The 23645-nt window shown below is 40.7% G+C and carries 10 protein-coding genes and 3 pseudogenes; 5 read left to right on the forward strand and 8 right to left on the reverse strand.

Annotation, left to right across the window (positions count from 1 at the left end):
• Both ACYRY3_RS12080 and ACYRY3_RS12085 read right to left on the reverse strand, forming a co-directional pair.
• On the reverse strand, positions 1–370 hold a 370-nt coding region (locus ACYRY3_RS12080), incomplete at its 3' end, for a response regulator (protein WP_460201916.1).
• 8 nt (positions 371–378) lie between these two features.
• Positions 379–6375, reverse strand: a complete 5997-nt coding sequence (locus ACYRY3_RS12085; protein WP_460201917.1) for a hybrid sensor histidine kinase/response regulator — start codon at positions 6373–6375, stop codon at positions 379–381.
• Positions 6376–7016: 641 nt separating this feature from the next.
• On the opposite strand from ACYRY3_RS12085, the gene ACYRY3_RS12090 reads away from it, so the two are divergent.
• Positions 7017–7958, forward strand: a complete 942-nt coding sequence (locus ACYRY3_RS12090; RefSeq protein WP_460201918.1) for a ParA family protein — start codon at positions 7017–7019, stop codon at positions 7956–7958.
• A 142-nt stretch (positions 7959–8100) separates the two neighbouring features.
• On the opposite strand, the pseudogene ACYRY3_RS12095 reads toward ACYRY3_RS12090, so the two are convergent.
• Positions 8101–8799, reverse strand: a pseudogene (locus ACYRY3_RS12095) (class I tRNA ligase family protein); the annotation flags it as partial.
• Between the two features lie 2 nt (positions 8800–8801).
• Here ACYRY3_RS12095 and ACYRY3_RS12100 point away from each other — a divergent pair.
• From ACYRY3_RS12100 to ACYRY3_RS12110, 3 genes and pseudogenes are all read left to right on the forward strand, one after another.
• Positions 8802–8981: pseudogene (locus ACYRY3_RS12100) on the forward strand (iron chelate uptake ABC transporter family permease subunit); the annotation flags it as partial.
• Positions 8978–9787 carry an ABC transporter ATP-binding protein gene (locus ACYRY3_RS12105; protein WP_460201919.1) on the forward strand — a complete coding sequence of 270 codons (810 nt, stop codon included), beginning with the start codon at positions 8978–8980 and terminating at the stop codon, positions 9785–9787. The pseudogene ACYRY3_RS12100 and the gene ACYRY3_RS12105, both read left to right, overlap by 4 nt.
• Before the next feature lie 19 nt (positions 9788–9806).
• A complete protein-coding gene (locus ACYRY3_RS12110) occupies positions 9807–11618 on the forward strand; it encodes an ABC transporter ATP-binding protein (protein WP_460201920.1) in 1812 nt (603 codons plus the stop codon).
• A 328-nt stretch (positions 11619–11946) separates the two neighbouring features.
• Here ACYRY3_RS12110 and ACYRY3_RS12115 read toward each other — a convergent pair whose 3' ends face one another.
• The 3 genes from ACYRY3_RS12115 to ACYRY3_RS12125 form a co-directional block, all read right to left on the reverse strand.
• Positions 11947–12408 (reverse strand): DUF1636 family protein, encoded by a 462-nt coding sequence (locus tag ACYRY3_RS12115; protein WP_460201921.1) that lies wholly within the window; start codon positions 12406–12408, stop codon positions 11947–11949.
• 159 nt (positions 12409–12567) lie between these two features.
• Positions 12568–13329: an iron-siderophore ABC transporter substrate-binding protein gene (locus tag ACYRY3_RS12120; protein WP_460201922.1), complete on the reverse strand. Its 762-nt coding sequence runs from the start codon at positions 13327–13329 to the stop codon at positions 12568–12570.
• A gap of 314 nt (positions 13330–13643) precedes the next feature.
• Positions 13644–16421 carry a TonB-dependent siderophore receptor gene (locus tag ACYRY3_RS12125; RefSeq protein WP_460201923.1) on the reverse strand — a complete coding sequence of 926 codons (2778 nt, stop codon included), beginning with the start codon at positions 16419–16421 and terminating at the stop codon, positions 13644–13646.
• A 946-nt stretch (positions 16422–17367) separates the two neighbouring features.
• Between ACYRY3_RS12125 and ACYRY3_RS12130 the strand changes: the two are divergent.
• Positions 17368–17619 (forward strand): annotated as a pseudogene (locus ACYRY3_RS12130) (hypothetical protein); the annotation flags it as partial.
• Here the strand turns inward: ACYRY3_RS12130 and ACYRY3_RS12135 are convergent.
• Together ACYRY3_RS12135 and ACYRY3_RS12140 are read right to left on the reverse strand one after the other, a co-directional pair.
• Positions 17616–18938, reverse strand: a complete 1323-nt coding sequence (locus tag ACYRY3_RS12135) for a condensation domain-containing protein (RefSeq protein ID WP_460201925.1) — start codon at positions 18936–18938, stop codon at positions 17616–17618. The pseudogene ACYRY3_RS12130 and the gene ACYRY3_RS12135 overlap by 4 nt on opposite strands.
• Positions 18939–19026: 88 nt before the next feature.
• Positions 19027–23643, reverse strand: a complete 4617-nt coding sequence (locus ACYRY3_RS12140) for an amino acid adenylation domain-containing protein (protein ID WP_460201926.1) — start codon at positions 23641–23643, stop codon at positions 19027–19029.
• Between the last annotated feature and the right edge of the window lie 2 nt (positions 23644–23645).

Consider the following 23645-nt stretch of genomic DNA (forward strand, 5'->3'; position numbering starts at 1 on the left):
GTTCAATACGGGCTAAAACTTCTTCGTGCTGAAAAGGTTTGGTAATGTAATCCACAGCACCAAGACTCAAGCCTTTGACCTTATCTACTGTTTCAGATAGTGCGGTCATGAAAATGATGGGAATGTTTTTTGTTAATTCACTGGCTTTTAGACGCTGACAGGTTTCAAAGCCATCCATTTCCGGCATCAGTACGTCTAACACTATGAGATCGGGAGGTGAATATTCCGCTCTTGCGATCGCACTTTCACCATCTTCGGCAATCAAAACTGTAAATCCAGAATTGGATAACAAATCGAACAGTATTTCTAAATTAGTGGGTGTATCATCGACAATTAAAATTGCACCCTTGTCAGTAGAATTATTAATCATAATATTTGTTAATATTGCTTGAGAAACTCCAGGATTTGTTTCCCTTTAAAACCTTTAGCTAATTGTCGTAGTTGGGTAGCAAACGGTATCCATTTTTTATTCAACTCCTCTAGTTTTGTTGCTCGTTCTGCAATGCCTTTTAAGTCCCCCTTCATTGCTAAATCAAGCAAGACTGTAAGTTCTTCCCTAGATGGAGGCATAATAGAAGTCTGAAGTTTGGAATCAGAAGTTTGAAGTGACATTTTGGCTTCATCCTTCATCCTTGCTACTTCATCCTTTTCATAAATCCATTCCAACTCTAAGTAAAGCCTTAATTTTTCTAAAACCTCCCTTTCTCGAATTGGCTTGGGAAGAAAATCATTACAACCGACTTCTTGACTCTGCTTGCGATCGAACTCAAAAACACTAGCAGAAACAGCAATAATTGCCACTTCCTTGAAGCCTGGTAACATTCTGATGCGACGGCTGGCTTCAAAGCCATCCATCACTGTCATCACTAGGTCCATAAAAATGGCATCTGGTTCAAATTCCCGTGCTTTGTTAAGCCCGTCTAAACCATCTGTTGCTTCTAGAACGTCAAACCCTAAAGGGGTGAGTATATTGACTAAAACAGAGCGATTTGCCCATTTGTCATCTACTATCAAAATTTTCCGTTTGGGTCCAATAAATCCAATAATATTACGTTCATTCACGCTCTTGACATCAGTTTGTTGGAAAACTTCAAGTAAATCTAAATCCAGCCAAAAAATACTCCCTTCCCCTATATTACTCCTTACCTTAAGTTCGCCGCCCATCATCCTAGTTAGATGACGGCTAATTGCCAATCCCAATCCTGTTCCTTCTATTTTGCGGCTATCCTCACCCACCTGCTGGAATGGCAAAAATATTTCTTCTAATTGCTCTGGTGCAATGCCAATACCTGTATCTTCCACTTGAAACCGAATTTTCTCTTCGTGATAGCCCACTTTAAAAGTTATACTTCCCGTTTCTGTAAACTTGACCGCATTACTAAGTAAGTTAATCAAGACTTGACGCAACCGTTTTTCATCTGCGCGAACTATTTTTGCCAGTGGAGAAAGGGGCTTGTAAATTAAGGGAATTCCCTTTTCTTCTGCACGAATACGGCATATTGCTGCAATATTCTCAAGAAAGTCAGGAAAATGGAACTCTTTTGGGCAAAGCTCCATTTTTCGAGCCTCGATTTTGGAAAGGTCTAAAATATCGTCTATTAGTGTCCGTAGGTGTTCGCCACACTGATAAATAATGTTTATGCCATTCTGTTGCTGAGCAGTGAGATTTTTATTTTTTCCTAATATCTGAGTATAACCTAAAATACCATTGAGGGGGGTACGGAGTTCATGACTCATATTAGCTAAAAATTCGCTCTTGGCACGGTTGGCTGCTTCAGCTGTTTCTTCTGCCCGCTTGCGTTCAGCAATTTCCTTTTGCAACTGTAAATTTTTGTCTTGTAACTCCAACGTTCGCTCTTCCACTTTCGTTTCTAGCGTCCGATTGTATTCTTCTAAATCATTATAAAGACGTGCATTTTCAATTGAGATTGCTGCTTGTGACGACAACAGTTGTAAAACCTCTAACCTTTCTGGCGTAAATACCCTGGCAATCAAGTTATTTTCTAAGTAGAGAATGCCAATAAGTTTCCCTTGATTGACAATCGGTGTACATAATATTGATTTTGGTTTTTGGTTGAGAATATAGTTATCGCTTGTAAAGCCTCCCTCTCGGGTAGCATCGTTCAATACGACGGTTTCCTGAGTTTGGCGTACATAGTTGATAACAGATATTGGTAGCTGCTGATTTGTTTCTACTGGTATCGATTGCTGCAAGGTTATCTCATTGGCAATACTTCCTGAAGCTTCTATAAGTAACTCACCTGCTTTTTCTAAGATTAAAAATCCAGTTTCTGCTCCTGCATTTTCAATCACAATTTGCATCAATTTTGCCAGAATTTTTTCCAGAACCATTTCGCCAGAAATAGCTTGTGAAGCCTTCATCACTGCAGCGATATCTAAAGCTACTGAACTATCTGTTGTCGTAGAATTAATAGTTCTATTTACCTCTATAACTGTGTTTTTTGGATTTGTTATTTGAGAAAAAATGTGAGGATATCTAGCTTCTAAATCTCTAACTTTTGCCATTGCTCCCCAGCGAATATATCCATAATAAGCATCAGTTATATAGATCTGAGCTACTTTTTCCCTGCCACATTCAAAATAAAACTTTGCTGCTAATTCATTGAAAAGTGCTTCTTCTTGAATGTATCCTTGCTCTTTAGCTCCTTGAATGGCTCGGTCATAATACCCCATTGCTTGCCAAGATTCACCCAAGACTCGCGCTTTTTCTGCCTCTACAAGCTCGTACTTATGTTGGAAATTCATTGGAGCATGCTCTGCCCATTTTTTCATTTTTTCTTGGTTCTTGACGACTTTCCTCAAAATGTCCTCTTGCTGTAATAGTGTTGCTGAGGGATATATTGCTAGTTTTGCTAAAGAATCGTAGAAATGGAACAACGGCACGGTTAACCATCCTATGACTCCGTCTAAATACTGTTCGGCTTGAGTTGCGTTTTCCGCAGCTTGTGAAAACTCTCCAAATAAATAACACAGAATTAATTTATTGAGAAAGATATAGTGAACTACCGTGCGTTCATTAAATTGAATGTGCAGTGGTAAAAATTGCTCTTCATTGTAAGCTTCACCAACTAAACGGCAAGGGTTTTCCGAGAACCCTATCAAATTCAAGACTTGCTGATGAAATATTTGATGTAACTTCAAGGCGGCTTCTTGATTAATTTGAGCGATCGCTTGACTATATCGAGTCATTTCCTGTTCTAAACTTTTTAACTCTAAACCGCTCCAATATGAATATTGACACTTATTACTTGCTGAATATCCAGTATGTACTAAATCTCCATATTCTAGCCCGCTATTGTAAGCATCTTCCAAAAGTGGTAAAGTTTCCCTAACATGATGTTTCCAATGGAGTATGAACGTTGCTACTTTAAATAAAGTCTGACTTCTCACCTCACGAGCATTTAACCGTTCTACTAGATCTAAAGCCAGTTGTCCGAATTTATAACCAATTTCAATATTTTGAAATAATCCGCTGAAAACTATTCCATAGTCAGCAAACCCGCAGGCTGACAAAGGAGTATTTCCATATTGAATGGATAAATTGACTTGCTGGCAAGCCATAAGGATAAATAGTGAAGGTGCCGACTGATAAGCAGCAGGAACTAAACTTGCTATGAGCCCCATAGCTGCAAGTTTACTTGTATCTGTCATTGGCGGCAGATTAATTAAATCATCTATTCCTTTCAGAGCTAAACTTGTCGTTGTCTCCTCAATAGCTTGCTGGATATCCAAGGTCGTTGGTGATGCAGTCACTTTCACTCCCAGTATTTCCAGAACTTGCAAACCAAGCTTCACGGCTTCGAGTAGTTTTCTTTGCACTTCAAAAGTTTTAATTCGGATTTCATAAGCTTTCACTTTGTCCAGCAGCGTTTTGGCGTGTTGCAACACCACCTCAGTCAGCTGCTCCATTTGTTCAAAATCACCGAGCAGAAATGCCGTTTCTGCTGCTTCCTGATATAGAGTTAACGTCAGTGCATATTGCTCTTGCCAGCTAGAAACTGTCAACAGGCTCAACCCCACCCTGAGATAGCGGTCAGCAAACTCATACGCCGTCGCTGCTTTCGCTTTTTGACTTGCTATAAGATTGAGTTCAGCCAACTCATATTTCTCCGACTCTAGGGTGATTAAATCAATGGCATAATTCAGTTGATTGACCAAAGCAAAGATATTTTCTTGTCGTTCTTCAATTGTAGTGTTTTGCAGTAGTAATCTACCAATTTTGAGATGAGTTTCTTTTTTCTGCGAATCTGGAATGAGAGAATAAGATGCTTGCTGCACCCGGTCATGCAAAAACTTATAGCCAATTTTTAGCTGTTCAACCTGGCAAGTTTTTGACCTACATACCTCAAATACAAGCGGAATTTTATAAGCGTCGGAGAGAGGTAGAATTAGACCTGCTTGTAGGGCTTCCCACAAATCCTTTGCCGTTTCTGATTGAGATTTTTTATTGACAATGGCTAAAACGTCTAAAGTAAATTTGTCCCCAATACAGGCGGCAAACTTTAAGATGTCGATTGTTGTTGGTGAGAGCTTCTGAATCTGAGCGATCGTTAACTCAACAACATTATCGGTGATATCAATGCCGCCAATTCTTTCAATATCCCACTGCCAGCAGCCTTCACTAAAATTAAAGGTTAACAAATGCTCTTGGTACAGGGATTTAAGGAGTTGAGTTAAGAAGAAGGGATTACCCAGGGTCTTATGAAAGACTAACTCAGCTAGGGATTGTGTCTTTAAAGTGTTACTATGGAGGGTATCGCTTATTAATTGAGTAACATCAGTAACACACAAAGGTTGGAGAACAATTTTGTTAATAACAGCACCCGTGTGTTGAATGTCCTCTAAAGCCAACACCAACGGATGAGCCGCACTCACTTCGCTATCTCGATATGCTCCAATCAGCAATAAATATTGACTGTCTGGGTTACAAGAAAGTAACTGAATCAACTTTAGAGAAGCAGAATCAGCCCATTGTAAGTCATCGAGGAAGAGCACCAGCGGATGTTCGGGTTGGCAAAATACGTGAAGGAATTTCTGGAACACCCAATTAAATCGGTTTTGAGATTCCGTTGAGCCCAATTGAGGAACAGCTGGTTGGGAACCCACAATTCGTTCAACTTCTGGAATCACATCAATAATGACTTGACTGTTTGAACCTAAAGCTTGTAAAAGTTTTGCTCTCCAATTTGCTATTTTGTCGGCACTTTCCATTAAAATTTGCCGCATCAATTCTTGAAAGGCTTGAATTAAGGAAGTATAAGGAAGATTTCGCTTAAATTGGTCGAATTTACCGGAAATAAAATAACCCCGTCGTTGCACAATGGGCTTGTGAACTTCATTGACTAAAGAAGTTTTCCCAATACCTGAATAACCGCTGACTAACATCATTTCGGTTGCTCCTAGGCTCACTCGCTCAAAGGCTTCTATCACAGTCGCAACTTCTTGTTCGCGACCATAAAGTTTTTGGGGGATCGCAAATTGACTGAATAAATCAAGCTGACCAACAGTAAAATCTTCAATTCCTCCCGTGCTTTCCAGTCTTCTCAAACATTCTTCCAAATCGGCTTTGAGTCCCAACGCACTTTGATATCTTTCTTCTGCCGTTTTTGCCAATAATTTCATGACAATATCTGACACAGCCCTAGGAATTACCGCAATCACCTCTGGTGACACTGGTGTTTTAGCAATATGATAGTGGACTAATTCCAATGGATCGCTAGCTTGAAACGGCAACTGTCCCGTTAACATTTTATAGAAGGTAATACCTAATGAGTAAAAATCTGTTCGGTAGTCAATTGAGCGATTCATCCTGCCAGTTTGTTCCGGTGACATATAGGCAAGAGTTCCTTCCAGTAAATTCAGATGACTAACAGGTTGATTTTCCCTCGACAGGCGCGATGAAATGCTAAAGTCTATAAGTTTAACTTGATTTGTTTTTGTATCGATCAGAATATTATGAGGTTTAATATCTTTATGAAGAATCTTGTTTTGATGTAGCTGAGCCAGGATAGCAGACAATTGAGTAGCAATTGGCAAAAATTTATCTAATTCAAAAGTTTGAGTATCGCTTAAAGTTTTTAGATTTTCCCCACCAAAATCCTCTAAAATGAGTATTAATCCATTTTGATAGCTTTCCAAAGCTATGGGTTTAATAATTCCTTCTATGTCTAAACATCCGAGGATTTGATATTCATGTCTTAATCGAGAAAGTTGTTCTACATTCGGGTACTTAGCTTTAAGAGTTTTTATAATCACCGAGGTCGGTTCGGATTCCCTCAAAGCACGATACACACAAGTTGTAGCACCATCACAAATAACTTCAGTAATTTTATAATTTGCAATACTGATATTCATTGTTCTAATTTAATTATGTAATTTTATTAACAGGCAACCAAATGGTTTGCTTATACCTTTATCCTAAATTTGTTCTAATTTAATTTAGCGTATAATAATGAATTGTTTACATCTAAGTAGATTCGTACAAATAAAGTTAACGGGTTTTAGTTGTCCTTTGTCAAAAGTCATTTGTCATTTGCAAAGATTATAAATATTTTTACATTCCTTAACATAACTGCTTTGATTTTTGCCAACTTACTTATCTTAGATGCATCTTAAATGATGTGACTAAGAGTAGAATACGGGATTTACATCTAACTCCTAGCTTGCATCAAGCATTGAAATAAATAATCCTGTAGAATCGTAAGTATTTACTCACATCTCAAATCAATGCTTGGGAACTTCATCCTTTACAGAAAGTTTGTCGGGCGATCGCGCACTAATATACCTGAGACTGCTATAATTCTGACTACTTTATTTGAGGACGGACTGCTGAGATAACATTTTTTACCATTAAAATGATTAAATTTAACAAAACTTTTCTATTAACAGTGAAAGGTTAACGTTATAGCAAAACCGCTAAGAACACCCTGTTAATAGAAAAAGAAGGTAATGATGCAGATAAAAATAGGCTTAATGTGTTATTGAGGAAACAACAGATGGGATATGTCATTGCTACTGCAAACATGAAGGGCGGCGTTGGCAAAACCACCCTCACTGTTAACATAGCGACTTGTTTAACTAAAAATTATGGTAAGCGAGTGCTTGTTCTTGATTTGGATAGCCAAATCAGCGCCACACTCAGCCTGATGTCGCCTCTGGACTTTGCCAAGCTACGCAAGCAACAACGAACACTGCGGTATTTGCTCGACCAAATTATCACTCCGTCACCAAAAGCAAAATTGACAATTCACGATATCATTCAAACTAAGGTTTGCAATCTCCAAGGATTGGATTTATTGCCTGGAGATATTGACCTTTATGATGAATATGCTGTCTCAGAAATGCTACATCAGCAAGCAGTCAACTTAGGTGAAAACGAGTTTGAAAATATTTGGAATCGTTTTGAAAGAGTTCTACTGGGGAAAGTTTTAGAACCTGTTATTCAAGAATATGATTTTATTCTCTTGGATTGTGCGCCCGGTTACAATCTTTTGACTCGTAGTGCTTTAGCAACCAGTGCTTTCTACATACTTCCTGCTAAACCAGAACCTTTATCTATTGTTGGCATTCAATTGCTGGAACGACGTATTGCTCAGTTAAAAGACAGCCACGAACAAGAAGCAAATATAGGTATACAAATGCTGGGCATTGTTTTTACCATGTCCAACACAAATTTTCTGAGTGGGAGGTACTACAAACAGGTGATGCAACGCGTTCATCAAGATTTTGGTGATGCAAAAATCTGTCAGACTCAAATACCAACTGATGTTAATGTTGCTAAAGCAGTTGATACTTTTATGCCCGCTGTTTTACATACTCCCCAATCAGCAGGTTCTAAAGCATTTGTTCAACTGACACAAGAGTTGTTGCAAAAGTTAGAGAAAGTTGAGGTTGAAAAGCAGCAGCAACAAGCTAATTTGCAATTGGCTACTACATGAGATTTGCAACGGATGGGGTAATATTATTTTACGAAATGGATGATACAAATCGCTAATGTAAAGACGCGCCATCGCAATAATGTAGAGACGCGCTGTTTGAAGCGTCTCTACAGAATTTATGTGTATCGTTTACGCGATTAAGCTAGAATTCCCCTGCTAAAGCTGGAACACACCGCTCGCATAGTAGAGGATGCTCGGAAAATTGTCCTACACGAGTAGAGTAGTTCCAACAGCGATCGCACTTGTGACCCTCTGCTTCAGCGACACCCAGAACCCATGTATCGGACTGCAAACTGTACTTCAGTCCCTGCACTGGTTCTGGGGAATCCAACAAGTCCACCTGAGAAGTGAGGAACAGATAACGCAATTCATCTATTCCATTCTGGCTGTCATTCAGTGATTTCACGCAAGAGCGCAACTGCTCATCTACTACGTACAGCAACACCTTTGCTTCCAGGGAAGAACCAATCATTTTGGCGACCCTAGCTTCTTCTAGCACCTTGTTCACCTCAGTACGAAGTTGACGCAATTGTTGCCAGGTTACTGCTAACTCTGAATTTTGCCACCGTTCCTCTAACTGTACCCAGCCAGCTTCAAACACTGACTTGTAGGGAGTTTTGTAAGGAAGATATTGCCAGATATCCTCTGCCATATGACACAACACCGGAGCGATCGCACGTGCTAAATTTTCCAAAGCAATCCGCAGAACTGTTTGACAGCTGCGGCGGCGGAAAGCATTGGGCGCACTAATGTACAGCCTGTCCTTTGCCACATCCAGATAAAAGTTTGACAAATCTACCACGCAGAAATTTTGCACCGTTAGGAAAAAGCGGAAGAATTGGAGGTGCAAATCATCAAGGATTAATTCCTGTGGCAGGAATCACAGGAGCAATGATAGTGGTTTTGTCAGATGTTTTGGGAAGGACTCTGTTTGCACCAGTGGAACTTCCTTGTGGAATTATTACTGCTATAATTGGTGCTCCCTACTTTATCTTTTTATTAATAAACAGTCGCACGAAATGACGTCAAACACACCACACCACCAACTATCAGCTCGCAACCTCACTTTAGCTTATAATGGCGCTGCGATAATTAAAAGTTTGGATTTGGTGATACCTAAAGGGAAAATTACCGCTTTAGTTGGTGCAAATGGATGTGGTAAGTCTACATTATTGAGGGGTTTGGCAAGATTACTGAAACCACAAAAGGGCAAAGTTTATCTGGATGCAGCAGACTTGTTTAACTTATCGACAAAAGATGTTGCTAAAAAGTTAGGAATTCTCACACAAGGACCCGTTGCACCGGAGGGGTTAACGGTGAGAGACTTAGTGGCTAGTGGGCGCTATCCTTATCAAAATTGGTTGCAGCAGTGGACAAAAGAAGATGAGCGTTTAGTAGAAATAGCATTAGAAACCACTGGAATGAAAGAACTTGCCGAACGGGAGTTAGATACCCTTTCTGGCGGACAGCGACAACGGGCTTGGATTGCAATGGCACTGGCTCAGGATACTGATATTGTACTATTAGATGAACCGACTACTTTTTTAGATTTGGCACATCAAATTGAGGTTTTAGATTTGTTGTGGGAGTTGAACCAAAGCCAGGAAAGAACTTTGGTGATGGTGTTGCACGATTTGAACCAAGCTTGTCGTTATGCAGATTATTTGGTAGCGGTCAAAAAAGGTGGTGTATATGCTCAGGGTTTGCCAGAAGAGGTGATGAATGAAACAATGGTGCAGGAGGTTTTTGGGTTGGACTGTAAAATTTTTCCTGACCCCGTAGCGGGGACGCCTATGTGTGTACCAATTGGACGCAAATCTCAACTATAGCTAAAAAGAACAACAAGCCATGACAGTAACATCAAAATTTTGGCGATTATCAAACAAGGGTAGGCATTCAACCCATCCTCTGCACCGCTTGCTAAATTACGGACGCCAACAGCGCCAGCAAATTTGGCTAGCAATATCATGTTCTATCATTCAAAAGATTTTAGATTTGGCACCACCTTGGTTAGTTGGAATTGCAATAGATATTTTAGTCAAGGAGCAAGATTCTGTCATTGGAAAGTTGGGTGTAAAAGAGATATTTTGGCAATTTTTTCTGCTTTCTGGAGTTACCATCATTGTCTGGATGTTAGAATCAACATTTGAGTATACTTATGATAAACTTTGGCGTAATTTAGCACAAAATATTCAGCATAATTTACGCTTGGATGCCTACAATCATCTACAAGAATTAGATTCAGTTTACTTTGAAGAAAGCAGTACTGGTGGTTTGATGTCAATTTTGAATGATGATATCAACCAGCTAGAAGATTTTTTGAATTTTGGAGCTAATGAAATCATCCAAATTACCACCTCAATTATCATTTTGATGAGTGTTGCTTTCTTGATTTTACCTCCTTCGGTAACCTTGGCAGCAATGTTGCCAATGCCTTTTATTATTTTGGGATCTTTTACTTATCAAAAGCGTTTGGAAGGTCGTTATGCTGATGTGCGAGAAAAGGTCAGTTTTATCAATTCACGATTGGCAAATAATATCAGCGGTATTTCCACAATTAAAAGTTTTACTGCAGAAAAGTATGAAAGTGCTAGATTGGCAGAAGAAAGCGAAGCCTATAGAAAAAGTAACATCAAAGCAATTAAACTATCTGCAGCCTTTATTCCTTTAATCCGTATGATAGTTTTAGTAGGGTTTATCGCCTTGCTCTTTTGGGGAGGAATGGCAGCATATACAGGGAAGATATCTATTGCTAATTACAGTGTTTTACTCGGTTTAATACAGTGGTTGTTATGGCCATTAGTTAGATTAGGGGAAATATTTGATAAATATCAAAGGTCAATGGCTTCCATTAATCGTGTTATGAATTTGTTAGATACTCCCATCAGTATTACTCCGGGAAATATATCTTTACCAATTGACAAAATCCGTGGTGAAATTGACTTTCAAAAAGTTACTTTTTCTTATCAAGATAGAGAACCAGTTATTAAAAATTTATCGTTACATATTTCTGCAGGAAAAACTATCGCTATTGTTGGTTCTACAGGTTCGGGGAAAAGCACTCTAGTAAAACTCTTATTGCGATTTTATGATATTTCCTCTGGAAGGATTACTATTGATGGTATTGATGTACAAAAATTAAATTTACACGATTTGCGTCGCAGCATTGGCTTGGTAAGTCAGGATGTATTCTTGTTTCACGGTACTGTTGCAGAGAATGTTGCCTATGGTAAATTTGACGCTACAAATGAAGAAATAATCAAAGCAGCTAAAATTGCTGAAGCTCATGAATTTGTCATGCAGCTACCCCAAGGTTATGAGACGATAGTCGGGGAACGAGGGCAAAAATTATCTGGTGGACAGCGTCAAAGGATTGCCATAGCTAGGGCTGTTTTGAAAAATCCACCTATCTTAGTTTTAGATGAAGCCACATCAGCAGTGGATAATGAAACTGAAGCAGCGATTCAGCGTTCTTTGGAACGAATTACTGTTAATCGCACTACAATAGCGATCGCACACCGTCTTTCCACTATCCGCAATGCCGATTGCATTTATGTGATAGAATATGGAGAATTAGTGGAGTCGGGAACCCATGAAGAATTGTTGGAAAAAAATGGAATTTATGCTAGTTTGTGGCGGGTGCAGTCGGGGGTAAAATAAAAAAGCCCTTGGCAAGATTTGCAGACAAATAGGGTACAGTTGGGTATGGATTGAAGGTGTATTAAATTCAGTAAAATTGAACAGCCCGAAACTATAAGTTGCGGCGGAGCGGAGTTAGAGCATTTTTTAGGTAGATGAAGTACATCGGTAGGGGCTCTCGGTCGTTCGCCCTTACATCTCCCTTTCCACCAGAAAATTACTTAAAGACGTAGGGTGGGCATTGCCCACCATCATCAAATGTGCCGCACAGCCCTATCAATAAGAATTCGTAATTATAGAACGGTTTGGGAATAGCTTAATAATATTGACTGAATTATGAATATTGCCTTCAATTTTCATCAACTACTACAGACGGGATTTTTGCAAAAATAGCAGATTGCAAAACTTCAGGAAACTGTTTCCAAGGCACTACCCCTTTGCGACTGTTGATATACAATTTCATAAATTTCAGTAAAGCTGCTGGGCTTTCTTCAGGGGGAAGATTGACGAATAGATAGGTCAGCTTGTCTGGGCTAGAGACAGAAACAACACAGCCGTGATTGCACGCCCACAAGCATTCAACAGGCTGAATTTTTAGTTCGTCAGATAGAGATTTTTCACTGCATAAACTATTTATTTTGTCAAGTAAGATTGAGCCGTCGGCAAGTTGATTTTTTGGTCTTTCTTCAGAGGAGCGGTGGCAGGATTTGCAGACCAAGACGGTGGGTTTGGGTATGGAGTTAGGGCGTGTTGACGAGGTATTTGTAGAGGTTATGAATGACTCAATAAACATCAAAAGTTTCTTCAGCATCTTTATTTACTTTGTATACTTGGTTATTCTCCACAGCTTTCAGTTTTGACCAAATAGCCTGCTTTTTTACTATATCATCACATTACGCTCCCCATTCCTATAAGAATCGTTGGAGTCAAACCGGGCAATACATAAAAAAACTTATTTTCATAGATAGAGTTAGGGCGTGTTGACGAGGTATTTGAATAAATCATCGATTACAAAATTTGCAGCAATCAAATTTCCCCCCCTCCAAGCATCTCCATTTACAAAATATACATGATTTTGTTGAACAGCTTTAAGTTTTTTCCAGAGTGGTTTCTGTTCGAGTTTCTTTAAATAAGATTTGTCATCTTCAGTAAAAGCTGCTACAAACAAAATATCACCATCTGCCTTATCCAATTCTTCTTCAGAAACATTCATAGTTCCATAGGGGAAAGTAATAACATCTTGTGCTTCTGGTCGTTGCAATCCTGCATCATTTAGAATAGAACCGATGAATGAGTTTTTCACATCACTTCCTATCCCATGACAGCAAAAATAGATAAAAGAAATTTTTTTATTCTGATAGCCTTCACCCAAAGATATCTGAAGTTCTTTAATTCTTTGGTAATAGTGATTCCACGCTTGTTGTGCAGCTTCTTTTTTTCCTAATGCCTTAGCTATAAAATTAAAATACTCTCGCCAAGACGGAAAACCTTGCCACTTACCCAGGATAGTAGGGGCAATTGTAGAAAGTAGAGGATAAATTGCTCGCTCGCGATCCCAACCTACAATTAAATCAGGTTTAAGTAACAATATCCGCTCTAGATTTGGTTGATAGTGAATGCCTAATAGCTTTATCCCCCTCGTTTTAGCTTTTAAATATGTAGGAAACTTATCTTTCTCGTAAGAAGTAACACTTCCAATAGGTTTAACGCCAAGAGCAAGTGTATTGCTCAAAGTGAATATATCTAAGGTAACAAGATATTGGGAGTTTATAGGAACACAAATTTCCCCGATTGTATGTTGAAGTTTCCGACAGCTAACAGTGGGAAATGATCTGTCTGTATTGGTTGCAGTGTAAGCAAATTTGCTATGGTGGCTTTGAAGCCAAAAAATAGTTAGACTAACAATTAAGAACAGTATAATTGCAATATTAACTCTCTTCATCATTGGGGTGAAATTTGTATTTAGTTCCCTTCTCAATGTATGAGAGAAGGGGTTAACTTGGCTTTAACGTGTTGAACAGCTAGTATCTTTGAGTGCCGGTGGGATCAAAACTGCCAGGAAATGGTTCCCTGTACTATGAAAGGATCGCCATAAAAAACACGGTTCCTGTTCTGGGCCGACTCAAAATATTCAATATCAAATAGGTTTTTAAAATTGAGCGCAATGCGGAACGTGTCTCGCCTATAAAAAATAGCAGCATCGGTACGGAAATAACTGGGCAATTCAAAGGTATTTGCTAAATCTCCTTCTCGGTCTCCTACATAAAAGAATCCAGCGCCAAAGCCTAATCCTCTCAAATTGCCTGATTGAATTTCGTATGTTGTCCATAAGTTAAAGCTGTGTTTAGGAACATTATTCAAAAAATTGCCGACCGGAAAATCAAGATCTTCTTCAATACGAGCATCTGTGTAAGCATAGCCAGCAATGATGTTCCATCCAGGTAAGATTTCACCAGATATATCGAGTTCAATACCTTGGCTTTGCTGCTTACCTGTCTGGATAAAAAAGTCAGAGTTCACTGGATCTGTAGTTAAGACATTAGAGCGTGTTAGGTCGTAGAAGGCAAGCGTTGCAGAAAGTTTATTACTTAAATCAACCTTTGCACCTACTTCATACTGAGTACCTTCTTCTGGTTGAAACTGGCTGCCATCAAAGGCAGTTCCAATTGATGGAGTGAAGGATCTGCTGTAGCTGCCATACAGCGAAATAGCTGGGATGGGCTGATAGACAATTCCAACACGGGGACTGAAGGCACTATCAGATTGTTCCTGCTCTGTATTAGCAATCCGATCTTCTGTGATTTGTTTAAAAGTGTCAAACCGCAATCCCAACAACAATTTTAAATTTTCTGCTAACGTAACTTGATCTTGAACATAAATGCCTAGTATATCAGTTGAGTCGGAAGTTTCAAGTCTGCTGGTAATGTCACCAAGAGCTTGACCGTACACAGGATTAAATAGATCGAGTTGAGCAGCAGCACGATTAAAATTTATGAGATTGGAATCTCGCCTAGATAAATTAAAACCAGTGAGCAATTGATGTTGGATGCTGCCTGTAGAGAAGTTACCAACAGTGTAAGTGTCTAAATTGTAAATGTTTTCCTCTGAGTCATTATTTTGATACAACCTCCTCAAAAAACGATTTTCATCTAGTCCTATGCCAATCAAAGACTCTCGCTCGTAATGAAATAGAGAACTCCGAAAGATGCTTTTAATTCGCCAGTTGTCACTGAAACGATGTTCCAGGTTGTAGCCGACTCGAAACACATTATAATCACCTTCATCTGAAGGTTCACCAACGTAGCGTTCTCGAGGAATTTTGCCAAAGGGATTGCTTAATACAGTTCCTACTGCTGGGACACCTGTTTCAAGCGGTTGCTGCACATTGAAGTATTCAGCATCTAGGGTAAGATCTGTCTTGTCACTAATTCGCCAAGTTAGAGCAGGTCTAATAAAGTAACGTTGTCTGTCAAAGAAATCAATAAAGCTTTCAGTCGTTTGAGCAGCAGCGTTCAGGCGATATAACAGAGTTCTGTTATCATTGAGCGGACCTGAGAAATCAAGCACACCTGAATAGAAATTGAAGCTTCCTGCAGAGGCTTCTAGACCGTAATAAGGCTCACTCAGTGGTTGCTTGGTTACTAAATTTATTGTGCCTCCAAGGGAACCTTGACCGTACAAAACAGAAGCAGGCCCTTTGAGAACTTCAACCCGCTCAATACTAGCAGGATCGTAATTAGTTACAAAACCTGCTACTTCCGGCAATCCATCTCTCAAAATACTATTGTTGGCATTAAAGCCTCGAATGAGAGGTGACACAAAGGGTGAACGAGATGAACCATCACCCTGTGTTGATCCCGGTACGTTTTTTAGGGCTTCATATAACGTATTTACTTGCTGGTCTTTAAGTACTTGTTGGGGTACAACTTGAATCGACTGGGGAATATCGCGCAGGGGTGTATCTGTTCTAGTCCCAGTCGTAGCATTTGGCACGCGATATCCATCCTGTTGTCCCGTTACTACCAACTCAATCGGCTCATCCTGCTGCGCCGAGGGTTTCACTTGCGGGGTTTCACTTGTTGGCTTCTCTTGAGCTTGCGGTGTTTCCGTCGGTTGCGGTGATTGCGCCGCAGTTCCAGCTGGTGTTAATCCAAAAATCAAACCTTCATTACTGTCAAAGAACTCTACCTTTGGTAATGCTGCTTCACCCGTCACCGTTATCCGCACAGTCTTCGCATCAAAGTTTGTTACCGTTATTTCCCTAACTCCCTCTATGGGCTTTTCGGAACGGAATACAAAAGCATCACCCGATGGTAGCCGCAGTTGTGCGTTAGGGATATCAACAATAAAGTTATTACCTGTACTGCGATTTATGGCTTGCAATTGTTGAGCTAAAGGTGTTTGTAAAACCACCTCTACACCTTTATCAGTGGGGTTGGCTTTGACTCCTGTAATGGGTACAACTTCATTTACAGGGGGAGGGCTTGGTGTTGGCGTTTGTACAAGGACGGACGCACTCTTAAAAAAATGCTCAATCTCACTTAGCTGAGGAATTTTTTTAGTTGGTTGGGCTGAGTTAACTGAAATCGGAGAACTTGGAATTTGAATTTTCTTGGATTTAGTGGCAAATCTTGAAGAGCCCGTGACTGCCAATGCTTTATTCGTAACTTTACCTGTGTCATTGGATGTGGGTTGACTTGGGGTTATAGCAGAAGATTTGCCTTGTACATCCTCTGGTTTTTCCTTCCCCTTAGCAGGAGTGATGATAAAAACAATAGCTACGCTTGTCACTAACAAATTTTGGAACATTGTATCCAGTTTCATGATTTTCCCCACAACCGATCGCACCACTTAGTCATAATCGAGACACTCTCGAAGACACAGGAGAATTAATAGCAGTCATTCTCATTTAAGTGGAAATTAGTTTAAATAGTATTATGAAGTAATAGAAGACACAAGATAGTTAAGAAGTTTTTTCAATAATTTGTGACAAGCAGCAATTCTTTCCAGAGCGGATATCGGTTGAGTACACCAACGCTAGATGAGACGAAACTTATCTAGTTGTCTATTGCATTGATATTTGAGGCTTAAATGGATTGGATGCCCGACTTGCAGAAGTTGTCCGGGCTCTTGCAATCCATCAAAATTAATATAGCTAACTGTGATTCCCCCATGTATAACGGAAGCAATTTGACTTGGTGCAACGCTCCTATCCTTGTATAAATGATCAACATTTCTTATCTAATTTAAGCACAGATCTTAAATATATAATTTTTATTTATAAATAAAATAAATTCAATAGGCTTTATTAATTGCTTTTCCTCTTGTCTAAAGCTACTATTCTCGATAAAGTACTGAAGAGTAATCGAAAATAAGTTTCAATAATTTTGCGAAAGAGTTGCGCTAGATGTATCGCTCATCTGTAGGACTCTAGCACTAGCAGTGGTTGGCTAAACTGACTCTCGAAGGTTGAGACCAAAGTTAAACAAACTCCTACACTCCCTAGACTCAACTCATAAACTTTGGTTTGGTTAACTACTAGATTGATACAAAATATCTTCAGTAAGAATGTAGTAGTAGGCATAGGAGGTAGAAAGTGCAAGATTTTGTGTTTACCGAAAGTGAGGAATCTCAGAGCAAAGGTTAATACGCTAGCACTGGAATAAAGATTTTGCTCTAATGCCTAAATTTTTCTGTCTATTTTTCTACCGCCATATTTAAAACTAGAGGGACGGTAGGTGTACCACGGTTGCGTCTAATCAAGGTAAAAATGAATCAATTTTCCAATCAATCCCTTGAGGCTTGTTGTGAGTGTTCTACAGTTGTTGAACTCTTGCGCTTGAGAAGCTTTATACAGCCCGATCGAGATGCCTTTACCTTTTTGCTTGATGGTGAAACACAACAAGAAGCTTTAACTTATCAACAATTGGATCGACTTTCCCGTAGGATAGCAGTTCAATTACAAGCACGGGGTTTGACGGGGGAAAGAGCTTTATTACTTTATCCACCAGGGCTGGATTACTTCGGTAATTCTAAAAGCCGTTGTTCCGGATTGGCAACAATTCCCATTAGCATTGTTTGGAAATGCCCTAGCATCCGGCGAATCACGGTTTGAGCAAAGCGGCTGCTATCATAGCCAATCCGTACAACCAGATCTAAATCAGACCCCACTATCACTGTTAGGGGGTAACTTGAGCGCTCAAAAGTCCGAATATCACTGATTTCTATACTATTGCGCTCTTGCAAAGAAGCATCGACTGGGTAATTTTCAAATACCATGATGCTCTCGAACAATGGCAATTCCCGAGGAACGTCACTCCAGCCTTGGATCTCAGTTAATGGGCTATATGAATATTGTTGCTGCTCTACTTGCTGTACTTGCAGCTGATGCAACCAAGGCAGTAATTCAGTTTCTGCTCGAACCTGGCACCGCACGGGCAGGGTGTTGATAAACAGTCCTACCATTGATTCCATCCCCATTAACTCAGGAGGGCGACCGGAGACAGTGAACCCAAAAACCACGTCTGATTCGCCACTATAGCGGCTCAACAGAAGTGCCCAAGCCCCCTGTACTAGGGTGTTAAGAGTGATATGGTGCTCCTTCACAAAGGACTGTAGGGTTGCAGTAGCTGCTGTTGAAAAGTGAAGAGATTCCTCGTCGTAGGCTTGCTGCTGGTGAATTCCCTTGACCCCATCTTTGTTTACAATCAAAGGAGTAGGAGCGGTAAAGCCTTGAAGTGCCTGCTGCCAGTATGCCCGTGCTTTGGTAAGGTCTTGCTGCTGCAACCAAGCAATGTAATCTCGATAGGGACGCGGTGTCTCTAAGTATAAATACTCGCCTTGTTTGAAGGACTCATAGAAAGCAAATACCTCTTTGAAGATGATAGAACAGCACCAGCCATCAAGTAATAGGTGATGGTGACTCCAGACAAAGTAGTAACTTCCTTCTTGAATCTGAATCAGAGTGCAGCGCATCAGTGGCACCCGGTTTAGTTCAAAGCCCCGTTCGCGTTCTGTTTGCAACAAAGCTTCTAAGTGTTCTTGCTGCTCTTTGGGACTCAAATGCTGCCAGTCGTCTTCAACCCAGGGCAAGTTTACACGCTTATGCACAACTTGTAGTGGTTCATCTAAACCATCCCAAAGAAAGGTGGTACGCAAAGCCGGATGGCGGGCTATGACTTGCTGCCAAGCTTGCTTGAATGCCAAGACATTTAAATTTCCGTGCAGTTTGCAGCTTAACTGCTGGAAATAAACTCCCTGCTGTGGATCGTAAAGGGTATGAAAAAGCATACCCTGCTGCATGGACGATAGAGTGTATATATCCTCAACGTTTTTTTTCATATCAGTATTTCCAGGAATTTATTTGCCCTCTATGTCTGGCGTGTACCTCTGGGATGACTGTTTGGCACTTGTTTGTTTTTATTGCTCCTTAGTTTTCATCAACTTCAATTTGATTAAGTAAATTGGTTATTTTTTTCAACTTTTCTTCATTTAAATTTGCTAGTGGGAAGTCTGAAAGGGTATAGCCCCCTGCATCGGTAGATTGACAGTGGGCAATCAGATCTTGCAATTTTTCTATAAAGCTCCAAGCTAGACGTTCTACTGTATCTCGCTTATGGACATTTTCACTGTAAATCCACTCCATCTGTAACCTGCCAGAGATAACCACTCCGTTTACCTCCAGCAGATAATTGCGTTTTCCCTGCGGGCTAAAAACCGATCCACTGGACTCGTTGCCTAGCCCCAACACAAAGTCGGATTTGGGTAAGACGCGATCGAACTGTCCCAGATAGTTAAAACCAATCTCGGCTTGATGTAACGCTTGAAGTTGACCGCGCACTGCTGTATCCTGGCTGATATAACGTAGCAAACCATAGCCGATACCCCGTTTCGGTACGCGGCGCAATTCCTCTTTAATGGACTTTAGGGCTTGCCCTGGCTGGTCTGTATCAAGCTCTAAAAGCACGGGGAAGACAGTGGTAAACCAACCCACAGTGCGTGATAAGTCTACATCCTCAAACAATTCTTCACGCCCGTGACCCTCTAAGTCAACCAAAAAAGTGCTTTTGCCAGTCCACTGTTGTAAACTTTGCGCCAAGGCGGTTAGCAACACGTCATTAATTTGGGTGTTGTAAGCTGACGGCACCTCTACCAGAAGCGATTGGGTTTGTTCCTCATTCAAAGACACGGATACCGAAGCAGATGAAGCAACTGTGTTTACCTCCTTGCCTTGGGGATAATCTATTGGCAGGTGTGCAATCTGAGAGCGCGATTGAGCTACCCAATAGTCCAATTCGGTAGTCAGGGCTTCTGATTGTCCGTAGGTCGTTAGCCGATGAGCCCAATCTTTAAATGAAGTGGTTTTGGATGGGAGTTGAATTGCTTCGCCACAGCTTATCTGTTGGTAGGCGGTGACTAAGTCTTCTAGCAAAATTCGCCAAGACACACCGTCGATCGCGAGATGATGGACAATCAGCAACAATCGAGCGGGACGATCGCTCCCCAGACGAAACAATACGACTCGCAATAGCGGCCCTTTTGTCAAGTTCAAACTAGCCTGCAATCGGGCAGCAGCGAGCTCCAAAGCCGTTAATTGTTCCTCCGATGGGACTTCGGACAAATCGATCGCTGAAAAAGGACATATCTCGTCGAAAGCTACATTCACCTGCTGCCAGCCGACGTCTGAAAGTTCAAAGCGCAGCCGTAGAGCATCGTGCTGTCTTAGCAAATGCTGCAGGATTTCCTCTACTGTTTGCGGCTGTGAGTCTGGCGACACCTCCAGCAGGAGAGATTGGTTGTAGTGGTGAGGTTCGCTTTGTTTTTGTGCAAAGAACCAATGCTGGATGGGCGTTAGCGGTACTTGCCCAGTCACAACACCCTGTTCGGCTTGGGGTAAAGTAGCAGTCATGGGTGTAACTACGGTAGCTAACTCGGCAATAGTCTGGTACTGAAATAACTGTTTGACAACAAGTTGCAGCCCAGCTTGGTTGGCTTGGGCAATGACCCGAATACCTACGATAGAATCTCCCCCAAGTTCAAAGAAATTGTCATGAATACTCACCGCTTCCAATCCCAAGATTCCAGCCCAGATATCGGCGAGAATCTTTTCTGTAGGGGTACGGGGTGGAACAAAGCTGTTGCCTCGGGTTATTTGAGATGAATCTGGGGGTGCAGGCAGGGCGCGGCGATCTACTTTCCCATTTTGAGTCAAGGGAAAAGCTTGTAACATCACAAAAACCGATGGCACCATGTACTCAGGTAGTTTCTGCATGAGGAAACGACGCAAGTCGGTGGTGGTTGGCGGTTCTTCCTTGGGAATGACATAGCCTACTAATCGTTGGCTACCCGGTTGGTCTTCACGGGCGATAACAACTGCTTCCTGCACTTGGAAATGCTCGGCTAACACTGCTTCAATTTCTCCCAATTCTATGCGGAAGCCACGAATTTTTATTTGATGATCGATCCGTCCCAGAAACTCAATGTTGCCGTCCGGTAAATAACGGGCTAAGTCTCCGGTTTTATAAATGCGTGCTCCCTCTTCCTGGATAAAAGGATTGGGAAGGAATTTTTCCCGTGTTAAGCCCGGTCTATTGAGGTAACCTCTTGCCAAAGGCGTACCACCGATATATGCTTCTCCCTTAACTCCAATTGGAACTGGTTGAAGTTGGGCATTCAGGATGTAGATTTGGGTGTTAGCGATCGGGCGACCAATAGGAATAATTTGTGGAAACGCTTCTCGCTTACAAGTCCAATAAGTCGAATCAATGCACGCTTCTGTGGGGCCGTAAAGGTTGTGCAATTCCACATCTAGATGAGCAAAGACTTCCTCTTGGAGAGCTACACTCAATGCTTCACCTCCACAAAAAATGCGTTTTAAGGAGCGACAAGTTTCTATCTCTTTCTCCTTTAAAAGCATTTGCAGTAATGTTGGAACCAATTGGAGGACAGTTATCCCTTTGTCAGCAATGGTCTGAACGAGATAAACACTGTCTTGATGACCTCCCGGTTGCGCCATCACTAACTGCGCTCCCGCTAACAATGGTGCATAAAACTCCCAAACTGAGGCATCAAAGCTAAAGGGCGTTTTTTGTAGAACTTTATCTGCTTCCTTCAGGGGAAAGGATGTCTGCATCCAGAACATATGGTTGCAAATCGCTTGATGGGCGATCGCGACTCCCTTCGGTTTGCCTGTAGATCCCGATGTATAAATGACATAAGCTAAGTTGTCAGCTTCTACTTCACTAACTGGGTTTTCCTCACTTTCTTGGTTGAGAACTTCCCACGTGCTGTCTAAATAGATGACGTATTTTTGACTTAAAGGAAGATTTTCTGCAAGCTGCTGAGTCGTCAAAACTAGTAGCGTCTCGGAATCTTCCAACATCCAAGAGAGACGTTCCTTAGGATATGCAGGGTCTAGTGGCAGGTATGCTCCACCAGCTTTGAGAACGGCAAGCTGGGCAATCACCATCAACAGCGATCGCTCAATACAAATACCTACCAGCACATCAGGTTCTACTCCCAATCTCTGTAAATAATGAGCGAGTTGATTGGCTTGAGCATTGAGTTCTGCGTAGGTCAAATGCTGTTCTTCAAAAACAACAGCAATATTGTTCGCTGTGCGTTCTACCTGCTCCTCAAACAGTTGATGAAGACACTTGTTTTTAGGATAATCTATTTTTGTATTGTTAAATTCAATTAATAATTGCTGCCGCTCGGTATTGCTCAGTATTTCTAATTCATTCAGTACAGCTTTCGGGTGTTGAATAACACTTTCTAAAAGAGTATGAAATTGTCCTGCTGTACGTTGAATATCTTCTGTTGACAAGAATTCAGAATCATAATGAAACTCTGCCAACAGAGAATCATCATTACGAATCAGTGAAATTTTTATTTTAAACTTGTCAAAACAGGCATATTGTTTGTATATTGAAAAAGATAGTTCGGCTGTTGAGAGTTCGGTAAATTGTTCTTCAAATTCAAAACAAAAGGGAAAAAAGGGCGAATTTGACAGATGTGCCTCTGTTCCTAAAATTTGCTCCCAAACAAAACATTCTTGCCACTCCTGCGCTGCCAGTTTCGCCTCATCAACCCTCTTCAGAACTTCACGAAATTCCAAATTCTCTTCTAGTTCACAATGAATGGGTATATATTTTGTCAAAAGCCCCAGCACCCCTGCGAGTTCTTCATCTATCCTACCATCGCAGGCAATGCCAACCATAATACCTGATTGTCCGGTAAGATGCCATAGTAGGATTTGCCAGCATGCCAATAATAATGAGGAGGTTGAAGTATTATATTCCTCAACCAAAGTTTCTAGCTTTAAAGTTAATTCAGAAGAAATTTTCTGCGTAACAATTTGGGGGTTAAATTTAGATTTGGCAGAAGGTTGTTTTTCAAAAGGTAGCTTTAACGTGAGATAATGGGGGATATTCTTTTTTTGCCAATACTCTCTTCCTACTGCTGCTTCCTCTGACGCAATCAATTCATTCTGCCAGGTAGAAACAAGAATATATTGTATTGGTTCGTCAGACAGTTCTTGGTTATATAAATATGCCTTGTAGGCTTGGCTGATTTCACGCACGAAATTCTTGAGTGCTGTCTTATCTGCACAAAGGGCAGGTAAACTAACAAGCAATATATACTTGGATAACGACAGCGTGACTAGAGAGATGTGTAATAAAGAACCTTGGTTAAAATCCAAGGACAGGTGCCTAGCCTCTTGACAAAAGTCATTAATTTTGTTCTGTTGTAGTTGAGGTTCCAAATCTCTGAGATCGTACTCATGAATTAACGGTATGCTAGTATCAGCAATTACCTGAAGAGGAATAGCCATTCCTGGTAAGCAATCAAAATTAGTCCGAAGAATATCATGTCTATTAATAATATTATATAAGGCTTTTTTTAAGGCTTCTATATTAAGATTTCCTTCAATTTGGATAGCACAAAAGCAACGGTAAGGTTGGCTCAACTCGTTTGCTTGCAAGAGCCAAAGATGTTTTTGTTGAGGTGACAGTTGAAAGCCTTGAACAATTTTATTAGCGATCATGA

This window comes from Scytonema sp. NUACC21, assembly GCF_054684315.1.

Bases quoted from the DNA above. Each gene is read 5' to 3' on its own strand.
- ACYRY3_RS12090 (WP_460201918.1), top strand. From the start codon at position 7,017: ATGGGATATGTCATTGCTACTGCAAACATGAAGGGCGGCGTTGGCAAA.
- ACYRY3_RS12105 (WP_460201919.1), top strand. From the start codon at position 8,978: ATGACGTCAAACACACCACACCACCAACTATCAGCTCGCAACCTCACT.
- ACYRY3_RS12110 (WP_460201920.1), top strand. From the start codon at position 9,807: ATGACAGTAACATCAAAATTTTGGCGATTATCAAACAAGGGTAGGCAT.
- ACYRY3_RS12135 (WP_460201925.1), bottom strand. From the start codon at position 18,938: ATGAAAAAAAACGTTGAGGATATATACACTCTATCGTCCATGCAGCAG.
- ACYRY3_RS12140 (WP_460201926.1), bottom strand. From the start codon at position 23,643: ATGATCGCTAATAAAATTGTTCAAGGCTTTCAACTGTCACCTCAACAA.
- ACYRY3_RS12085 (WP_460201917.1), bottom strand. From the start codon at position 6,375: ATGAATATCAGTATTGCAAATTATAAAATTACTGAAGTTATTTGTGAT.
- ACYRY3_RS12115 (WP_460201921.1), bottom strand. From the start codon at position 12,408: ATGCTGAAGAAACTTTTGATGTTTATTGAGTCATTCATAACCTCTACA.
- ACYRY3_RS12125 (WP_460201923.1), bottom strand. From the start codon at position 16,421: ATGAAACTGGATACAATGTTCCAAAATTTGTTAGTGACAAGCGTAGCT.